Below are 15,288 nucleotides of genomic sequence, written 5' to 3'. Positions count from 1 at the left end.
GGACCGCCCACGCGCGCGTGCTTCCCTGCGGAGGTGTCGTCCTGCCTACTGGGGGGTCATCCGGCCGACCATGTCCGGGTGCTCCTTGATCCAGGCGGCGACGGCCTCCTCCTCGTGGCCCTGGCCGTGCTTGTTGATCTCGGCCTCCAGGCTGCCGAGCTCGGCCTCGCTCATCCTGAAGTTCTTGATCCACTTGGTCAGCTGCGGGTACTGCTCGGGGAACTTCTCGTTGGAGATGGTGCGGATCGTGTTGCCCTCGCCGAAGAGCTTCTTGTCGTCCTTCAGCTTGGTCAGGTCGTACCGGCTGTACGCCCAGTGCGGCGACCACAGCACCACGGCGACGGGCTTCTTCTGGGCGTAGTCGCGCTTGAGCTCGGCCAGCATCGCCGGGGTGGAGCCGTCGACGACCTTGTACTCCTTGTCCAGGCCGTAGCCGGGCAGCACCTTCGTCTTGAGCAGGTTCATCTCACCGGTGCCCGGCTCGATCCCGATGATCTTCCCGCCGAAGAGGCCCGCCTTGCCCTTGAGGTCCTCGTAGGACTTCACGCCCTTGACGTACGAGGGGACGGCGACCTCCAGCGAGGTCGGCTGGTACCAGGTACCGAGGTCCTTGAGTCTGTCCTTGGACTTGTCCCAGTAGTTCTTCTGCGCGTACGGCAGCCAGGCGTCGAAGTTGACCTCGAGGTCGCCGGAGGCGAGTCCGGTGTAGACCGGGCCGACGTCCATCTGCTTGAGGTTGAGCCTGTAGCCGCGCCGCTCCAGGACGTTCTTCCAGAGGTAGGTGACGGCGATGTCCTCGTCCCAGGGGAACCATGCGACGTTCACGGGCCGCTTGGCCTCGGCGGACGCGGAGTTGTGCGGGACGGGGGCCGCCTTGTCCACGAACCCCGGATTGTCCTTCAGCCAGGCACGCACGGCATCCTGCTGCTTGCCCTTGCCCGCCTTGTTGATCTCGGCCTCGAGGCTGGTGAGCTGCTTCTCGTTCATCCTGAAGTTCTTCAGCCACTTGCCGACGACGGGGTTGTCGCCCGCGAAGCCCTTGCGGGAGAGCGTGTGCACGCCGTCGCCCCCACCCCAGGCGCCCCTGGGGTCCTTCAGCTTCTTCAGCTTGTAGTCGTTGTACGCCCAGTGCGGCGACCAGAGCGTGACGACGATGGGCTGCTTCTGGCTGTACGCCCGCTTGAGCTCGGCCAGCATCGCCGGGGTGGAGCTGTCGACGACCTGGTACTCCTTGTCGAGGCCGTAGTCCTTCAGGACCTTGCTCTTGAGGAGGCCCATCTCGCCGGCGCTGGACTCGATGCCGGTGATCTTCCCGTCGAAGGTGCCCGCCTTGCCCTTGAGGTCGTCGAGGGAGTCGATGCCCTTCATGTACGCGGGGACGCTCAGCTCCAGGGAGGTCTTGCCGTACCAGGCACCGAGGTCGTCGAGCTTGCTGCCGTACTTCTTCCAGTACTGGGCGTGCGTGGTCGGCAGCCAGGAGTCGGTCTCGAAGTCGACGGTGCCCTGGGCGAGAGCGGTGTAGAGCGGGCCGGCGTCGAACTGCTTGGCGTCCACCTGGTAGCCGCGCTCCTCGAGGATCTCCTTCCAGAGGTAGGTGGAGGCGACGCCCTCGTCCCAGGGGATGTAGCCGATGCTGATCTTCTTGCCCTGGCCGACGTTCTTGACGCCGGCCACCGGGGTCGAGCCACTGGTGCCGCCGAAGACGCCCATGCCACCCGCGACGAGCGCGAGGATCACGACACCGATGACCGCGATCTGCGGACTGGGCCGGTAGGACCAGATCTTCAGGCCCTGGGCGGCGCGGGCCTTGGCGGCGGCGCGGCGGCCCAGCGGGGAGACGTGGGTGCCCAGGGCGCTCGTCATCCGGTCGAGGTAGATCGCGAGGATGACGATCGCTACACCGGCCTCGGAGCCGAGGCCCACGTTGAGCTGGCCGATGGCCTCGTTGACGTCGCCGCCGAGGCCGCCGGTGCCGACCATGCCGGCGATCGCGGCCATGGACAGGCCGAGCATGATGACCTGGTTCACACCGGCCATGACGGTGGGCAGTGCGAGGGGCAGCTGGACGCGCAGAAGGGTGTCGCGGGGCGTGGTGCCGAAGGCCTCGGCGGCCTCGACCAGTTCCTTGTCGACCTGGCGGATGCCCAGTTCCGTCATGCGCACGCCGGGGGCGAGCGCGAAGATCAGGGTGGCGACGATGCCCGCGGAGGCGCCGGTGCCGAAGAACAGGATCGCCGGGATGAGGTAGATCATCGCGGGCAGCGTCTGCATGAAGTCCAGGACGGGCCGGACGAGCCCGCTGACCCGGTTGGAGCGCGCGGCCCAGATGCCGACGGGCACCGAGATCACCAGCGCGATGATGGTGGCGACGAGGACGAGCGACAGCGTGACCATCGCGTCGTCCCACAGTTCGAGGGAGTCGATGAAGGCGAATCCCACGAAGGTCAGGACACCGGCCAGGCTGCCGCGCAGCCAGAACGCGAGCACGGCGAAGATGCCCGCGAGCAGCAGCGGTTCGGGGGCCTGCAGCACGGCGTTGATGCCGTCGTAGGTGCCCGAGAAGACGGTCTTGAAGAAGTCGAAGAGCCAGGACACATGGCCCAGCAGCCAGTCGACGGTGCTGTTGACCCAGTCGCCGAGCGGGATCCTAGGCATGGACGGCCTCCTCGTTGCCGAGGAAGGCGACCAGGCGCTGGGTGGGGACCACTCCGACGAGTTTGTGCTGGGCGTCGAGGACGGCCACGGGGTGCGTCGTCCGGGCGCTCATCGCGCAGAGTTCGGTGAACGGCGTGTCGGGCGTCGCGGTCTCGCAGTCGCTCGTGCAGCCGCAGTCGGCCTCGTCGCCGCTCACCTCCGTGTCCATGACGGCGGACGCGGTCAGCACGCGGGAGCGGTCGACGTCCTGGATGAAGGAGGCGACGTAGTCGTTCGCGGGCCGCAGCAGGATGTCCTCGGCGGTGCCGGTCTGGACGATGCGGCCGTCGCGCATGACGGCGATGCTGTCGCCCAGGCGCATGGCCTCGTTGAGGTCGTGGGTGATGAAGACGATGGTCTTCTTCAGGCTCCGCTGCAGTTCGAGCAGCTGGTCCTGCATGTCCCGGCGGATCAGCGGGTCCAGGGCGCTGAACGACTCGTCCATCAGCAGCAGATCGGCGTCGGTGGCCAGGGCGCGGGCGAGGCCGACGCGCTGCTGCATGCCGCCGGACAGCTCGTCGGGCCAGGACTTCTCCCAGCCGGCCAGCCCGCACAGGGCGAGCGCCTCGCCGGCGCGCTGCTCGCGCTCGGCGCGGGGCACGCCCTGCACGGCCAGGCCGTAGGCGGCGTTCTCGAGGACGCTGCGGTGCGGGAACAGCGCGAAGTGCTGGAAGACCATGCTGATCTTCCGGGCGCGGACGGCGCGCAGTTCGCGGTCGCCGAGCGCGGTCAGGTCCTGGCCGTCGAAGCGGACCTGTCCGGCGGTCGGCTCCAGCAGGCCGTTGAGCATGCGCAGCAGCGTGGACTTGCCGGAGCCGGACAGGCCCATGACGACGAAGATCTGGCCCGGTTCCACGGTGAAGGATGCGTCGATCACGGCGGCCGTGGTGCCGTCGGCACGCAGCTCCTCCCGGTCGGCTCCCTTGCGGAGCCGCTCGACTGCGTCGTCGGGTCGTCTGCCGAACACCTTGTAGAGGTGCTCGGCCTCAAGCCTGGATGACACGTCTGCCTCTCATCACGGGGTGGGGGGACAATGGCCGCGCCTGCCCCCGGCCGACCAGGGCAAACTCGGAAGTGGTTCAGTTCACAACCAGTGCGTAGGATCACCGCCGGTGCTTCACATCGGTGTGTCTGGGGGGCGACCGTGGAACGACCGGACGACAGACGCGCGTCGGTGCTGCGCTTCGCGACGGAGCTGGTGGCCTGGATCGCCACGCCCTGGGCCCTGTGGCCGCACTCGTGGCCGCTCGCCGTCCTCGCGGTGCTGGTGCTGATCGGTCTGCCGACCGTCTTCTCCACTCCGGGTGACAAGGCGAACGTGATCGTGCCCGTTCCGGGCCCGGTCACGATCCTGCTCGTACTGCTCCAGCTCGTCGCGGCGGTGGCCTCCGCGTGGTGGCTGTTTCCCGCCTGGGCGGCCGTCCTCGTGTCGCTGCTGGCCGCCGCGACCCTGGTGACGGAACGTCCGCGCTGGCGGTGGCTGCTCGCCGGCGCGTGACTGTCAGTGCCGTACGGCATGATGCGAGGCGTGACCGGACGACTGATGCTCCTCGACACCGCCTCGCTCTATTTCCGCGCCTACTTCGGCGTGCCGGAGTCCGTGAAGGCCCCGGACGGCACCCCGGTGAACGCCGTGCGCGGGCTCCTCGAATTCATCGACCGCCTCGTCAAGGACCACCGCCCCGACCATCTGGTGGCATGCATGGACGCCGACTGGCGCCCGCAGTGGCGGGTCGACCTGATCCCCTCCTACAAGGCGCACCGCGTCGCCGAGGAGCACGAGGTGGGCCCGGACGAGGAGGAGGTGCCGGACACGCTGTCTCCGCAGGTGCCGGTCATCGAGGCGGTCCTCGACGCGCTCGGCATCGCGCGCGTGGGCGTCGAGCCGTACGAGGCGGACGACGTGATCGGCACGTTCACCGCGCGGGCGAAGGGCCCGGTCGACATCGTCACCGGCGACCGCGACCTGTACCAGCTCGTGGACGACGCGCGCGGGGTGCGCGTGCTCTACCCGCTCAAGGGCGTCGGCACACTGCAGCTCACCGACGAGGCGTGGCTGCGCGAGAAGTATGGGGTGGACGGCGTGGGGTACGCGGATCTGGCGCTGCTGCGCGGCGACCCGAGCGACGGCCTGCCGGGCGTGCCGGGCATCGGCGAGAAGACGGCCGCGAAGCTGCTCGCCGAGTTCGGGGACCTGGCCGGGATCATGGCCGCGGTCGAGGACCCCAAGGCCAAGCTCACCCCGTCGCAGCGCAAGCGGCTGGACGAGGCGCGGCCGTACGTCGCCGTGGCCCCGAAGGTCGTCAAGGTCGCCGACGACGTGCCGCTGCCGGACGTGGACACGGCCCTGCCGCACGCCCCGCGCGACTCGGCGGCGCTGGACGAGCTGGCGGTCCGCTGGGGCCTCGGCGGCTCGCTGCAGCGTCTGCTGACGACGCTCGGGATGTGACGATTCCGGCGATGCGCACTCATCAAGTCTTCATGGGAGAGGTGTTAACTGAGGGAAGATGCTAACTTAGGCAAACCTAAGCTTGGGAACAGGGAGGCCGCCATGGCAGAACGCCCGGCACGCAAGCCGCGGAAGGCCCAGTCCGCGCAGGTCGTCCGCACGCAGCGGCTGACTCCGCACATGCAGCGCGTGGTCCTCGGTGGCGAGGGTCTGGCCGCGTTCGCGGCGGACACCTGCACCGACCACTATGTGAAGCTGCTGTTCCCGCCGACCGAGGGTGTTGCCTATCCCGAGCCCTTCGACCTGGAGCGCATCCGCGAGGAACTCCCCCGCGAGCAGTGGCCGGTGACCCGGACGTACACCGTGCGGACCTGGGACCCGGTCCACCGCGAGCTGGCGCTGGACTTCGTGATCCATGGCGACGAGGGCCTGGCCGGCCCGTGGGCAGCGCGCGTCCAGCCGGGCGAGACCGTGCACTTCATGGGCCCGGGCGGCGCCTACGCCCCGGACCTCAGCGCCGACTGGCATCTGCTCGTCGGCGACGAGAGCGCCCTCCCGGCGATCGCGCGCTCCCTGGAGTCGCTGCCCGAGGGCGTCACGGCGCACGCCTTCGTGGAGGTCTCGGGCCCCGAGGAGGAGCAGAAGATCGACTCCGACGTGAAGGTCGTCTGGCTGCACCGCGGGGACCGGCCCGTCGGCGAGGCACTCGTCGAGGCCGTACGGTCGCTGCGATTCCCGGATGGCCGGGTGCAAGCGTTCGTGCACGGCGAGGCGCACTTCGTGAAGGAGCTGCGCCAGCTGCTGCGCTGTGACCTGGCGATCCCGCGCGAGGACCTGTCGATCTCCGGCTACTGGCGGCTCGGGCACAACGAGGACGGCTGGCAGGCCTCCAAGCGGGAGTGGAACGCGCGCATCGAGGCGGAGCAGGAGAGCGCGGCGTCCGCCGCATGAGACATCCGAAGGGGCGGCACCTCGTCGAGGTGCCGCCCCTTCGCTGCTGCCGTCACACCGAGCGATGCGCTCACACCGACCGCTGGTACGAGCGGAACGTCCGGATCGACAGCCACACGGCCGCCACCGCGAGCGCCAGCAGCGCCCCGCCGCGGCTGAGCACGTCACCCCAGTCGGGATGCGCCGACAGTGCCGAACGGCCCGCGACCATCGCCCAGTTGAGCGGGTTGAAGTCGGCGATGTGCCGCATCCAGGACGGCATCTGGGAGGGCGCCATGAAGGCACTGGACAGGAACGTCAGGGGCAGCAGCAGGAAGGTGTTGATGCCGATGATCGACTCCCGCTCCCGCACCAGCATGCCCAGCGCGTTGGACAGCGCCCCGAAGACGGTGCCGAGCAGCACGGAGGCGAGAACCAGGATCGCGATGCCGCCGAGACCACCCGGATAGTCGGCGCCGCCCGCCAGCGCGAGCAGCACGATGACCACCGACTGGAACGCGGTGACCAGGCCGTTGTTGACGACGTTGCCGTTCATCAACGCGGCCCGGCTGACCGGAGTGGTCAGGAAGCGGTTGAGCGTGCCCCGCTGGATCTCCTCCAGCGTGCCCATCCCGGCCCACATGTTGGAGCTGAGCGCGCTCATCACGACCACGCCCGGCACGAGGTAGTCGAGGTACGTCGTCGTCCCGAAGCCGCCCAGCTCGACAACCTTCTTGAAGAGGTTGCCGAACAGGAACAGCCAGATCACCGGCTGGATCAGGGTGATGACCGCGTACGCCGGCTGCCGGGTGAACACCATGAGCTGACGTTGCGTCATGTACCAGGTCTGGGAGACGGCCGTGCTCATCGCGCACCTCCGGCGAGGACGAGGTTCCCGGTGGCTTCGGCGTCGGCCTCGGAGTAACGGCGGCCGGCGTAGCGGAGGTAGACGTCGTCGAGGGAGGGCCGGGCGACGGTCGCCGCGGCGACCCCGACCCCGGCCCGCTCCAGCGCCCCGAGCAGTGCGGGTACGGCAGCCGCCCCGTCATCGGCGCGGACGCTGACACGGCGCCCGTCGATCAGCACCTCGTGCACCCCGGGCAGAGCGCCGAGGGCGCCTTTCAGAAGCGTACGGCCGGCCTCGCCGACCGGCTCCCTGAGCTCCAAGTGGACGGCATCGCCGCGGAGTTCGCCCTTGAGGGAGTCCGGGGTGCCCTCGACGACGACCCGGCCGCGGTCGACGATGGCGATGCGCTCGGCAAGCCGGTCGGCCTCCTCCAGGTAGTGCGTGGTGAGCAGGATCGTCAGACCCTCCTCCCCCGCCAGCCGGTCGATCTCCTCCCACATCGCCGTGCGGGCCTCGGGATCGAGGCCGGTGGTGGGCTCGTCGAGGAAGAGCACCTCGGGCCGGTGCACCAGACCGAGGGCGACGTCGAGTCGGCGGCGCATACCGCCGGAGTAGCCCTTGACCGGCCGCTTCGCGGCGTCGGCGAGGCTGAAGCGGTCGAGCAGCTCGTCCACCCGGCTGCTGAGGGCGGCGCCCTTCAAGCCGTAGAGCCTGCCCTGCAGTTGGAGGTTCTCGCGGCCGGTGGCGACCGGATCGGCGCCGGAGCTCTGGGCGACCACGCCGATCGCCCGGCGCACCCGGTCCGGGTGGCGCAGCACATCGTGCCCGGCGACGGTGGCGGTGCCCGAGTCGGGCTTCGCGAGGGTGGTGAGGATCTTGACGGTGGTGGACTTGCCGGCGCCGTTGGGCCCGAGGAGCCCGAAGACGGTGCCCGGTTCCACGGTGACGTCCATGCCGCACAGGGCGGTGACCTCACCGGGGTAGGTCTTGATCAGCTGGCGCGCCTGCACTGCGGGCGCACGGGTAGCACTCACGACTGCTCTCCTGAATGAGCGGATGAAAAACGACCGGATGACAACTGATCCGTCCGCATGAAGAGCGCCGGGCTATCCTGGGTGTGCCGCACCTCGATCGCCTGGAGCCGCTTCACGGCGGATTCAGTTCGGGGTTCGAGACCCCGGCCCAGCTGCTGCAACAGCCCGGCCGGGGTCTGTTTCGTCAGGTGAACTCCGGTGGCAGCTCCCCCGTTTCATGGAAGCGGCGCCACCCGTCGACGCCCGGCAGCGAGCCCTTCTCGATCTCCTCCAGGAAACCGCGGACCCATTCCGCCTGCGCCTCGACCATGTGCAACTGGTACTCGACCTCGACGAGGAAGAGCCGCGGGAGCGTCTCGCCGAGCTTCTGCAGCGCCGCGCGCCCGCTCGCCACCTCCACCTCGAGGTTCTGCAGCCGCTCCTGGAGCAGCCGCACCACGTCGTCGGGAGGCAGCGCCCCGAGGAGTGACAGCGCGGTCTCGAAGATCGGGAACTCCTTGGCCGGAACGGCCAGCAGATCGGACAGCCAGTCGGCCATCTCCGCCCGCCCCGCCTCGGTGAGCCCGTAGACCGTGCGCTCGGGCCGGTTGCCCTGCCGCTCGACGTCCGCGACCTCGACGAAGCCGTGCTTCTGGAGGTTCTGCACGACCGTGTAGAGCGAGCCGTACTTGATCTTGGTGCTGACGTCCTTGCCCTGCCGGCGCAGCGTCTGGGCGATCTCGTACGGATGCATCGGCTTCTGCCAGAGCGTGACCAGCACGGCGAGCGCCAGCGGATTGCTGAGCTTGCGGCGCTTCATCGCCATGACCGATCACCTCGCTTACGAATATCCGTGACCGAACATATCGCGACGGCCAGGCAGGCGTCAATGCACACGATGTATCGCGTTTCGACGGGCATGGCAAGGGCGTGAGGATGCGCATAGCAAGGGCGTGAGGACTTGGGCCCGCCGTGGACATGGCGGCGTGACGCGTACGAAACAGCCCGTCCCTAATTTCTGTCGCCTGACAGGAACCCGCGCCACTCTCCGCTCCCCGCGCCGAAGGCAGGTGCCGCCGTGACGACAACCACCCCCTCCGACGTACGCCCCGATCCACCGCACCCGCCCGACGACGGCTCGCTCGCCGAGTTCGGCTACCGCCAGGAACTGCACCGCAGCCTGGGCAGGTACGCCTCCTTCGCGGCCGGGTTCTCCTTCATCTCCGTCCTGACGACCGTCTTCCAGTTCTTCGCCTTCGGGTACGCGTTCGGCGGCCCCGTCTTCTTCTGGGCCTGGCCGGTGGTGCTGGTCGGGCAGCTGCTGGTGGCCGCGTGCTTCGCGGAGCTGGCCGCCCGGTATCCGATCTCGGGCGCCATCTACCAGTGGTCCTCCCGGCTTTCGAACCTCACCTTCGGCTGGTTCGCCGGCTGGATCATGGTGATCGGACAGATCGTGGTGGTCGCGGCGGCGGCGCTGGCGCTGCAGATGGTGCTGCCGGCGATCTGGTCGGGCTTCCAGCTGGTGGGCACCGACCCTGCGGTGACGTCAGCGGACGGCGCGGCGAACGCGGCGGTCCTCGGAGTGATCCTGCTGGTGCTGACCACGATCGTGAACATCGTGGACAACCGCGTGATGTCCCTGATCAACCGGGTCGGGGTGACCGCCGAGATCATCGGTGCGGCGCTCATCGTCGTGCTGCTGCTCACCCACTCGAAGCGCTCCCCCGGCATCACCTTCCACACCACGGGAGCCGCGAGTTCGGGCCTGTTCGGGGCGCTTGCCGTCGGTTCCTTCACGGCGGCGTACGTGATGATCGGCTTCGACAGCGCGGGCGAGATGAGCGAGGAGACACACCATCCCCGGCGTACGGCGCCCCGCACGATCCTCACGGCACTCGGCGCCGCGGGCCTGCTCGGCGGCCTGGTCATCCTCGGCGGCCTGCTCGCCGCGCCCAGCCTGACCGACGGCCGGCTGGGCGTCGACGGACTGAGCTACGTCCTCACCAGCCGCCTCGGCGACGGCGTCGGCAAGGTCCTGCTGGCCGACGTGGTGGTGGCGATCGCGGTGGCCACCCTCGCCATCCAGACCGCGGCCTGCCGGATGCTGTTCTCCATGGCCCGCGACGGCCAGCTCCCCTTCTCCCGCCGCCTCGCCCGCGTCAACCCGAGCACGGGCATGCCCAGCGCCCCCGCCCTCGTCGTCGGCATCCTCGCCGCGGCCCTTCTGCTGCTCAACTTCGTCTCCCCGGACGCCTTCCTGGCCATCGGCACCACCTGCATCGTGATGCTGTACCTGGCGTACGCGATGGTCACGGGTCCGCTTCTGATCCGCCGTCTGCGCGGGGAGTTCACCGCCGAAGGCACCGACGAGACGGGCGGCCGGCTCTTCTCCCTCGGCCGCTGGGGCATCCCGGTCAACGCCCTCGCCCTCCTCTACGGCCTCCTCATGACGGTCAACCTGGCCTGGCCGAGGGCGGCGGTGTACGACCCGGCGGGCGGGCACTGGTACTTCCAGTGGTTCACGGTGCTGTTCCTCGCGGCCAGCGTAGGGATCGGGGCCCTGTACCGGTGGGGGCGCACTCGGCGCGCGCACGCCGCCCGGGAAGCCGCTCCGGCCCTCCCGGATCCGACTCGATAGCCGGACGCTTCGTGCACAGATGCAACAAGTGTCGCGCATTTCCCACCAGTTCACTCGCACAGCCATGAACGAGTGGGACCCAACACTTTCGGATCGATGCCACACATGACAACATTTCAACCAAGTGCGCCCTCGCGTGCCGTCGTACGCTCCTCCTACGCTCCTTCACGGGGAACGACGTCGCGCGCACGCTGGGGATTGAAGCCAGAAGTGGGATGTTCTTGCGGAGGCTCGTGGTCATGGCATCAAGTTGCGTCGAAGTGGCGGCAGTAACCCCGGACGTGCTCGCTTGGAAGGGCTCCGCGCAGGAGGCCCTGGCGCATATGTCAGAAGCACGCAGCATTCAGCAACTGCTGCACCGTTCGCATGAACTCTGGTGCGGACCGAATTGCGATCGCGATACGGCCTGCACATTCCTGCATTACCCGCGAAAACCCGTGGAAGCTGTTCGTCCATCGACCACGAGGTCCCGTTACAACAAGCAGACCGCCCACCTGTACACGGTGATGGGCGGGGACGGTTACGTGGGCCCGATCGCGCAGCGTCACCGGATTAACGTGTGGCCGTTACTGGAAGAGGTCGTGGAGCGGTGGGATTCGGTGGAGGGGCAGCTCGGCGGGACCCCGCAGCACTATGCCGACTGGACGAAGAAGCGCGATGCCACCGCCGCCGACACGGTGTCACGCGCGTGCCGTGACACCATCCAGTGGATGGCCTGCTGGGTCGGCGAGCGATACGGCGCAGATCCACTGGGGCTGCACTACATCGCCTTCGCCACCATCCTCGACGACATCTGCGTACCTCCACTCGATCTGGTCAGCGGCCGTTTCCGCATGTACGGCCGCTCCGTCGGCGATCTCGTGGAGTCGATGGACGCGGCCGGCTGGGGGCGCGACGCGGTCCATGCGCTGCTGTCTCTGATCCGACAGTCCATTGCGCAGTACGCGGAGAAGATGGACTTCCGGCCGGGGGACGGACACGTCGGACTCCACGAGGCGTTGCAGAACTCGCCGGGCATGTGGGACGGTGTCATATTCCGGGGGAACACTGGAAATGCATATGGCACTGCGATCATGGTCGCCCGGAACAGCGAAACCGGCCCGGTCTCCTTCCCCTGGCTCATGGACAGTGCCGTGTGCGACTGCCTCTCGATGGACCTGTGCAAGTCGACGCTCGGCATCTACTCGATGGACAATCACCAGCCGACCTCGAACGGCCACCGGTCGGAGAAAAGGAAGGCCAGCTACCGGTCGATCTATCTCGATCTCATCGACGATCTGGTCTTCACCGGTGCGCCCGAGCCGTTGGTACACTTCGGCCGCAGCGGTTTTCTCTTCGTGCAGATACAGGACCGGTACCAGGAACGTCGGCATGGCGGGCGATTCCCGCTGGCTCCGCCGATGGCCCGCGAACTCAAGCGCCTCTTCGGCGAAATGCCGACGGATGAATGGCTGGAGAAAATGTTCCACAGCGGCGAAGAGGATTCAGCTCGCCGATTCATGTGGTCGCACCGTCGCGCCGGATGACAAGTTCTGTCACAAACGCATATGCGGACAGCTCTCGCACACGTGTGTGCAGGGTCAGTCGCCCTGCACGCGCGCGTGCAGGTGCATGTCGTGCCAGCCGTCGGGGTGCAGGAAGGCGCTGCGCTTGACCCCTTCCAGGGCGAAGCCGGTCTTGGCTGCGACCCGGCAGGAGGCCAAGTTGGCGGCGGCGTGCAGGAGTTCGAGGCGGTGAAAGCCGATCTCCTCGAAGGCCCAGCGGGTGAGGGTGCCGGTCGCACGTGCGGCGACGCCCCGGCCGCGGGCCGCCGCCGTGGTCCAGTACGCGACCTTGGCCAGACCGTCGAAGAGCACGATCTCGCGCAGCGCCACCCGCCCCAGCAGCCGGTCGCTGTCTGCGTCGGTCACGGCCCACTGGGCGATGCGCTCGCCTTCCCACTCCTTCAGCCATCCCTCGATCCAGCCCGCGGCCTCCGCCTCCGAGTCGCTGGTCCGCAGATGCCACTGGTGCATGAGCGGATCCTGGAAGGTCTCGTGCACTGCGGGCGCGTCCTCGGCCCGCCAGGGGCGCAGCACCAGCCCGTCGCCGGTGGAGAGCACAGGCTGCGGGGATCGGGCGAGGCTTCCAGAGGGCAGCACGGGTCCGGTGGTGTACGGCATGATCCGCATCCTGCCCGTGGGGCGCGGCCGGTCCAACCGTTTTTTCCGGCGCCGTACGCTTGATCGTGATGAGACGCAAGCCACGGATCCCGCCCGCCCCGCTGCCGCAACGGCGAGGGGTGGATCCGGTGCGGGTGCGGCTGCCCGCCGGGGGGCCGTGGGCCACCGTGCGCGAGCATCTGGTCGAGCGGCTGAGCGGGGCGGGCGCAGGGGCCGTCGACGGGATGTTCGACGCGGGGCAGATCGTCGGAACCGACGGGCGGGCCGTCGCGCCCGACGCGGCGTACGAACCCGGCATGTTTCTGTGGTTCCACCGCGAGCTGCCCGAGGAGGTACCGGTGCCGGACCCGCTTCGGGTCGTGCACCGGGACGAGCACATCGTCGTCGCGGACAAGCCGCACTTCCTGGCTACCACCCCGCGCGGCAGCCACGTCACCGAGACCGTGCTCGCGCGCCTGCGCCGGGAACTGGGCCTGCCCACGCTGGGGGCCGCGCACCGGCTGGACCGGCTCACCGCCGGGCTCGTGCTGTTCACGGTGCGGCCCGAGGAACGCGGCGCGTACCAGGCACTGTTCCGCGACCGGCGGATAGCGAAGGAGTACGAGGCGGTGGCGCCGTACGATCCGGGTCTCGACCTTCCCCGGACGGTGCGCAGCCGCATCGTGAAGGAGCGTGGGGTACTCGCCGCCTACGAGGTGGAGGGCGAGCCGAACGCGGTCAGCAGGGTGGAGCTGGTCGAGCACCGTGCCGACGGCCTGGGGCGGTACCGGCTGATTCCCAGCACCGGGCAGACCCATCAGCTCCGTGTCCATATGAACGCGCTCGGGGTGCCCATCCTCGGCGATCCGCTCTACCCGGTGGTGACCGACCCCATGCCGGCCGGTGACTTCCGGCGACCGCTCCAACTGCTGGCGCGGACGCTGGAGTTCACCGATCCGGTCACTGGGGTGGAGCACAGGTTCCGGAGTGCGCGGACTCTGGAGGCCTGGAGCTCCTACGGCGGCTGGGCTGGTCAGTAGCCGCGCCACCAGGTCAGGAGGCGCCGCCAGGCACCCTTCGGGCGAGCCGGCTGCTCAGGTGCCGACGCGGCCTGCTGGGGCGGTGCCGCCGGCTGCAGCTCGGGGGCGGGGGCGACCGGCTCGGGCTGCTTGCTGCCGACCTGCCAGTCGGTGCGCTGCGCCGGGACGGGGGCGAGGCCGGGCTTGGCCTTCACGTCCTGCCGTGGCTTCGGCTCGAAGCGGACCGGCAGTTCCACCAGGTGGCGGTTCGAGATGCCCGTCACCCACTGCAACTCGTCCTCGTCACAGTCGAGTTGGACGTCGGGAAGACGGTTCAGCAGCGCGTCGACGCCGACGTCGGCGATGGCGCGGCCGATGTCCTGGCCCGGGCACTCGTGCGGGCCGCCGCTGAAGGCGAGGTGGGAGCGGTTGCCCATCATGTTGGCCGACAGGTCCGGACGGACGCGCGGGTCCACGTTGCCCGGCGCGATGCCCAGGAGGAGGCCGTCGCCCTTGCGGATGCGCTGGCCGCCCAGCTCGGTGTCCTGCTTGGCGAAGTAGGCGAAGACGGTGCTGAACGGCGGCTCGTCCCACAGGGACTGCTCGACCGCCTGGGGCACGGTCATCTGGCCTCCGTTGAGCTGGGCGCGGAACCCCGGGTGGGTGAGCACCATGCGCAGCACGTTGGCGATGAGGTTGGTGGTGGCCTCGTACGCCGCCATCAGGACGACGCGCAGGTGCTGGCCGACCTCCTCGTCGTTGAGCCGCGCCTCGTTGTTGATCAGGTGGCTGGTGAAGTCGTCCTCGGGTTCGGCCCGGCGGCGGGCAGTGAGCCGCATCAGGACGTCCATGACATACGCGTTGCTGGCGATGGAGGTCTCGGTGCCCTTGAGCATGTCGCGGGCGGCGTGCACCATCCGATCGTTGTATTCGTCGGCCATGCCGAGGACCTCGCACATCACCGCCATCGGCAGGTATTCGGCGAACTGGCCGACCAGGTCAGCCCTGCCCTTCTCGCAGAACTTGTTCACGAGGTGCTGGGTCGCGTGGTTGATGTGGCGGCGGACGCCCCGTTGGTTGATGGTCGACATGGCGGCAGTGACCGCCCCGCGAAGCCGCACGTGCTCGTCGCCTTCGGCGTGGGCGCAGATGGGCTGCCAGGCGAAGTGCGGCATGAGCGGGTGGTCGGGCTTGACCGTCCCGTCCCGCATCGGGTTCCACAACCTGTTGTTCTTGCAGAACTGCGCGGGCGTGCTCACCATCTGCAGGTTCTCGCTGTGACCGAGCACCACCCAGATCGGCACGTCCTCGTGCAGCAGCGCGGGAGCCACGGGACCGTGCTCCTCGCGGAGCTTCTCGTACACGGCTCCCAGGTTCTCCGCCCCGGGGCCGTACAGCCGGCGCAGTCCGCCGGGGCCGATGCCTTTTCCGTGCGCGGGGCAGCCCGGAGGCGGGCCGGCCAGGGACTCGTCCGTACCGGTCGGGGAGAGGGGTTCAGGCGTCACGATCGTCGCTCCGAAGCTGATTGGATCCGGTGTACAGGAGGTGATGGGGCCC

The 15,288-nt window shown here is 69.0% G+C and carries 13 protein-coding genes; 6 read left to right on the top strand and 7 right to left on the bottom strand.

Annotation, left to right across the window (positions count from 1 at the left end; all coding sequences use genetic code 11):
- Window positions 1-45: 45 nt before the first annotated feature.
- The gene (locus ACFY1U_RS26720) at window positions 46-2,655 is read right to left on the bottom strand and encodes an ABC transporter permease/substrate binding protein (protein ID WP_390696663.1); all 2,610 of its coding nucleotides are present in this window, start codon (window positions 2,653-2,655) and stop codon (window positions 46-48) included.
- The gene (locus ACFY1U_RS26715) at window positions 2,648-3,697 is read right to left on the bottom strand and encodes a glycine betaine/L-proline ABC transporter ATP-binding protein (RefSeq protein ID WP_390696662.1); all 1,050 of its coding nucleotides are present in this window, start codon (window positions 3,695-3,697) and stop codon (window positions 2,648-2,650) included. The genes ACFY1U_RS26720 and ACFY1U_RS26715 overlap by 8 nt, the downstream gene beginning before the upstream one ends.
- A 141-nt stretch (window positions 3,698-3,838) precedes the next feature.
- On the opposite strand from ACFY1U_RS26715, the gene ACFY1U_RS26710 reads away from it, so the two are divergent.
- From ACFY1U_RS26710 to ACFY1U_RS26700, 3 genes are all read left to right on the top strand, one after another.
- Window positions 3,839-4,192 (top strand): hypothetical protein, encoded by a 354-nt coding sequence (locus tag ACFY1U_RS26710; RefSeq protein ID WP_390696661.1) that lies wholly within the window; start codon window positions 3,839-3,841, stop codon window positions 4,190-4,192.
- A gap of 21 nt (window positions 4,193-4,213) precedes the next feature.
- Window positions 4,214-5,143 carry a 5'-3' exonuclease H3TH domain-containing protein gene (locus ACFY1U_RS26705; RefSeq protein ID WP_390696867.1) on the top strand — a complete coding sequence of 310 codons (930 nt, stop codon included), beginning with the start codon at window positions 4,214-4,216 and terminating at the stop codon, window positions 5,141-5,143.
- A 102-nt stretch (window positions 5,144-5,245) separates the two neighbouring features.
- Window positions 5,246-6,094 (top strand): siderophore-interacting protein, encoded by an 849-nt coding sequence (locus ACFY1U_RS26700; RefSeq protein ID WP_390696660.1) that lies wholly within the window; start codon window positions 5,246-5,248, stop codon window positions 6,092-6,094.
- Window positions 6,095-6,164: 70 nt separating this feature from the next.
- Here ACFY1U_RS26700 and ACFY1U_RS26695 read toward each other — a convergent pair whose 3' ends face one another.
- The 3 genes from ACFY1U_RS26695 to ACFY1U_RS26685 form a co-directional block, all read right to left on the bottom strand.
- Window positions 6,165-6,941 carry an ABC transporter permease gene (locus tag ACFY1U_RS26695; RefSeq protein WP_390696659.1) on the bottom strand — a complete coding sequence of 259 codons (777 nt, stop codon included), beginning with the start codon at window positions 6,939-6,941 and terminating at the stop codon, window positions 6,165-6,167.
- The gene (locus ACFY1U_RS26690; protein ID WP_390696658.1) at window positions 6,938-7,954 is read right to left on the bottom strand and encodes an ATP-binding cassette domain-containing protein; all 1,017 of its coding nucleotides are present in this window, start codon (window positions 7,952-7,954) and stop codon (window positions 6,938-6,940) included. Before ACFY1U_RS26690 ends, ACFY1U_RS26695 begins: the two co-directional genes overlap by 4 nt.
- Before the next feature lie 184 nt (window positions 7,955-8,138).
- Window positions 8,139-8,759 (bottom strand): PadR family transcriptional regulator, encoded by a 621-nt coding sequence (locus tag ACFY1U_RS26685; protein ID WP_390696657.1) that lies wholly within the window; start codon window positions 8,757-8,759, stop codon window positions 8,139-8,141.
- Between the two features lie 252 nt (window positions 8,760-9,011).
- Here ACFY1U_RS26685 and ACFY1U_RS26680 point away from each other — a divergent pair, with 252 nt between their 5' ends.
- Window positions 9,012-10,571 carry an amino acid permease gene (locus ACFY1U_RS26680; protein ID WP_390696656.1) on the top strand — a complete coding sequence of 520 codons (1,560 nt, stop codon included), beginning with the start codon at window positions 9,012-9,014 and terminating at the stop codon, window positions 10,569-10,571.
- A gap of 239 nt (window positions 10,572-10,810) precedes the next feature.
- Window positions 10,811-12,097 (top strand): hypothetical protein, encoded by a 1,287-nt coding sequence (locus ACFY1U_RS26675; RefSeq protein ID WP_390696655.1) that lies wholly within the window; start codon window positions 10,811-10,813, stop codon window positions 12,095-12,097.
- 54 nt (window positions 12,098-12,151) lie between these two features.
- On the opposite strand, the gene ACFY1U_RS26670 is transcribed toward ACFY1U_RS26675, so the two are convergent.
- A complete protein-coding gene (locus tag ACFY1U_RS26670) occupies window positions 12,152-12,733 on the bottom strand; it encodes a GNAT family N-acetyltransferase (protein ID WP_390696654.1) in 582 nt (193 codons plus the stop codon).
- Window positions 12,734-12,801: 68 nt separating this feature from the next.
- Here ACFY1U_RS26670 and ACFY1U_RS26665 point away from each other — a divergent pair, with 68 nt between their 5' ends.
- On the top strand, window positions 12,802-13,752 hold the full coding sequence (locus ACFY1U_RS26665) for an RluA family pseudouridine synthase (protein ID WP_390696653.1): 951 nt from the start codon (window positions 12,802-12,804) through the stop codon (window positions 13,750-13,752).
- Here ACFY1U_RS26665 and ACFY1U_RS26660 read toward each other — a convergent pair.
- Entirely contained in the window at window positions 13,746-15,236 is a 1,491-nt protein-coding gene (locus ACFY1U_RS26660; RefSeq protein ID WP_390696652.1) for a cytochrome P450, read from the bottom strand. The two genes, ACFY1U_RS26665 and ACFY1U_RS26660, sit on opposite strands and share 7 nt — an antisense overlap.
- Window positions 15,237-15,288 lie beyond the last annotated feature (52 nt).

The sequence above is a fragment of the Streptomyces sp. NPDC001351 genome (assembly GCF_042896045.1).
In the GTDB taxonomy this organism is placed as follows: Bacteria; Actinomycetota; Actinomycetes; order Streptomycetales; family Streptomycetaceae; genus Streptomyces.
Note: the sequence above shows the minus strand (reverse complement) of the source record. Positions and strands in the feature narration are given on the sequence as shown.

Bases quoted from the DNA above. Each gene is read 5' to 3' on its own strand.
- ACFY1U_RS26720 (WP_390696663.1), bottom strand. From the start codon at position 2,655: ATGCCTAGGATCCCGCTCGGCGACTGGGTCAACAGCACCGTCGACTGG.
- ACFY1U_RS26670 (WP_390696654.1), bottom strand. From the start codon at position 12,733: ATGCCGTACACCACCGGACCCGTGCTGCCCTCTGGAAGCCTCGCCCGA.
- ACFY1U_RS26665 (WP_390696653.1), top strand. From the start codon at position 12,802: ATGAGACGCAAGCCACGGATCCCGCCCGCCCCGCTGCCGCAACGGCGA.
- ACFY1U_RS26705 (WP_390696867.1), top strand. From the start codon at position 4,214: ATGCGAGGCGTGACCGGACGACTGATGCTCCTCGACACCGCCTCGCTC.
- ACFY1U_RS26675 (WP_390696655.1), top strand. From the start codon at position 10,811: ATGGCATCAAGTTGCGTCGAAGTGGCGGCAGTAACCCCGGACGTGCTC.
- ACFY1U_RS26685 (WP_390696657.1), bottom strand. From the start codon at position 8,759: ATGGCGATGAAGCGCCGCAAGCTCAGCAATCCGCTGGCGCTCGCCGTG.
- ACFY1U_RS26695 (WP_390696659.1), bottom strand. From the start codon at position 6,941: ATGAGCACGGCCGTCTCCCAGACCTGGTACATGACGCAACGTCAGCTC.
- ACFY1U_RS26700 (WP_390696660.1), top strand. From the start codon at position 5,246: ATGGCAGAACGCCCGGCACGCAAGCCGCGGAAGGCCCAGTCCGCGCAG.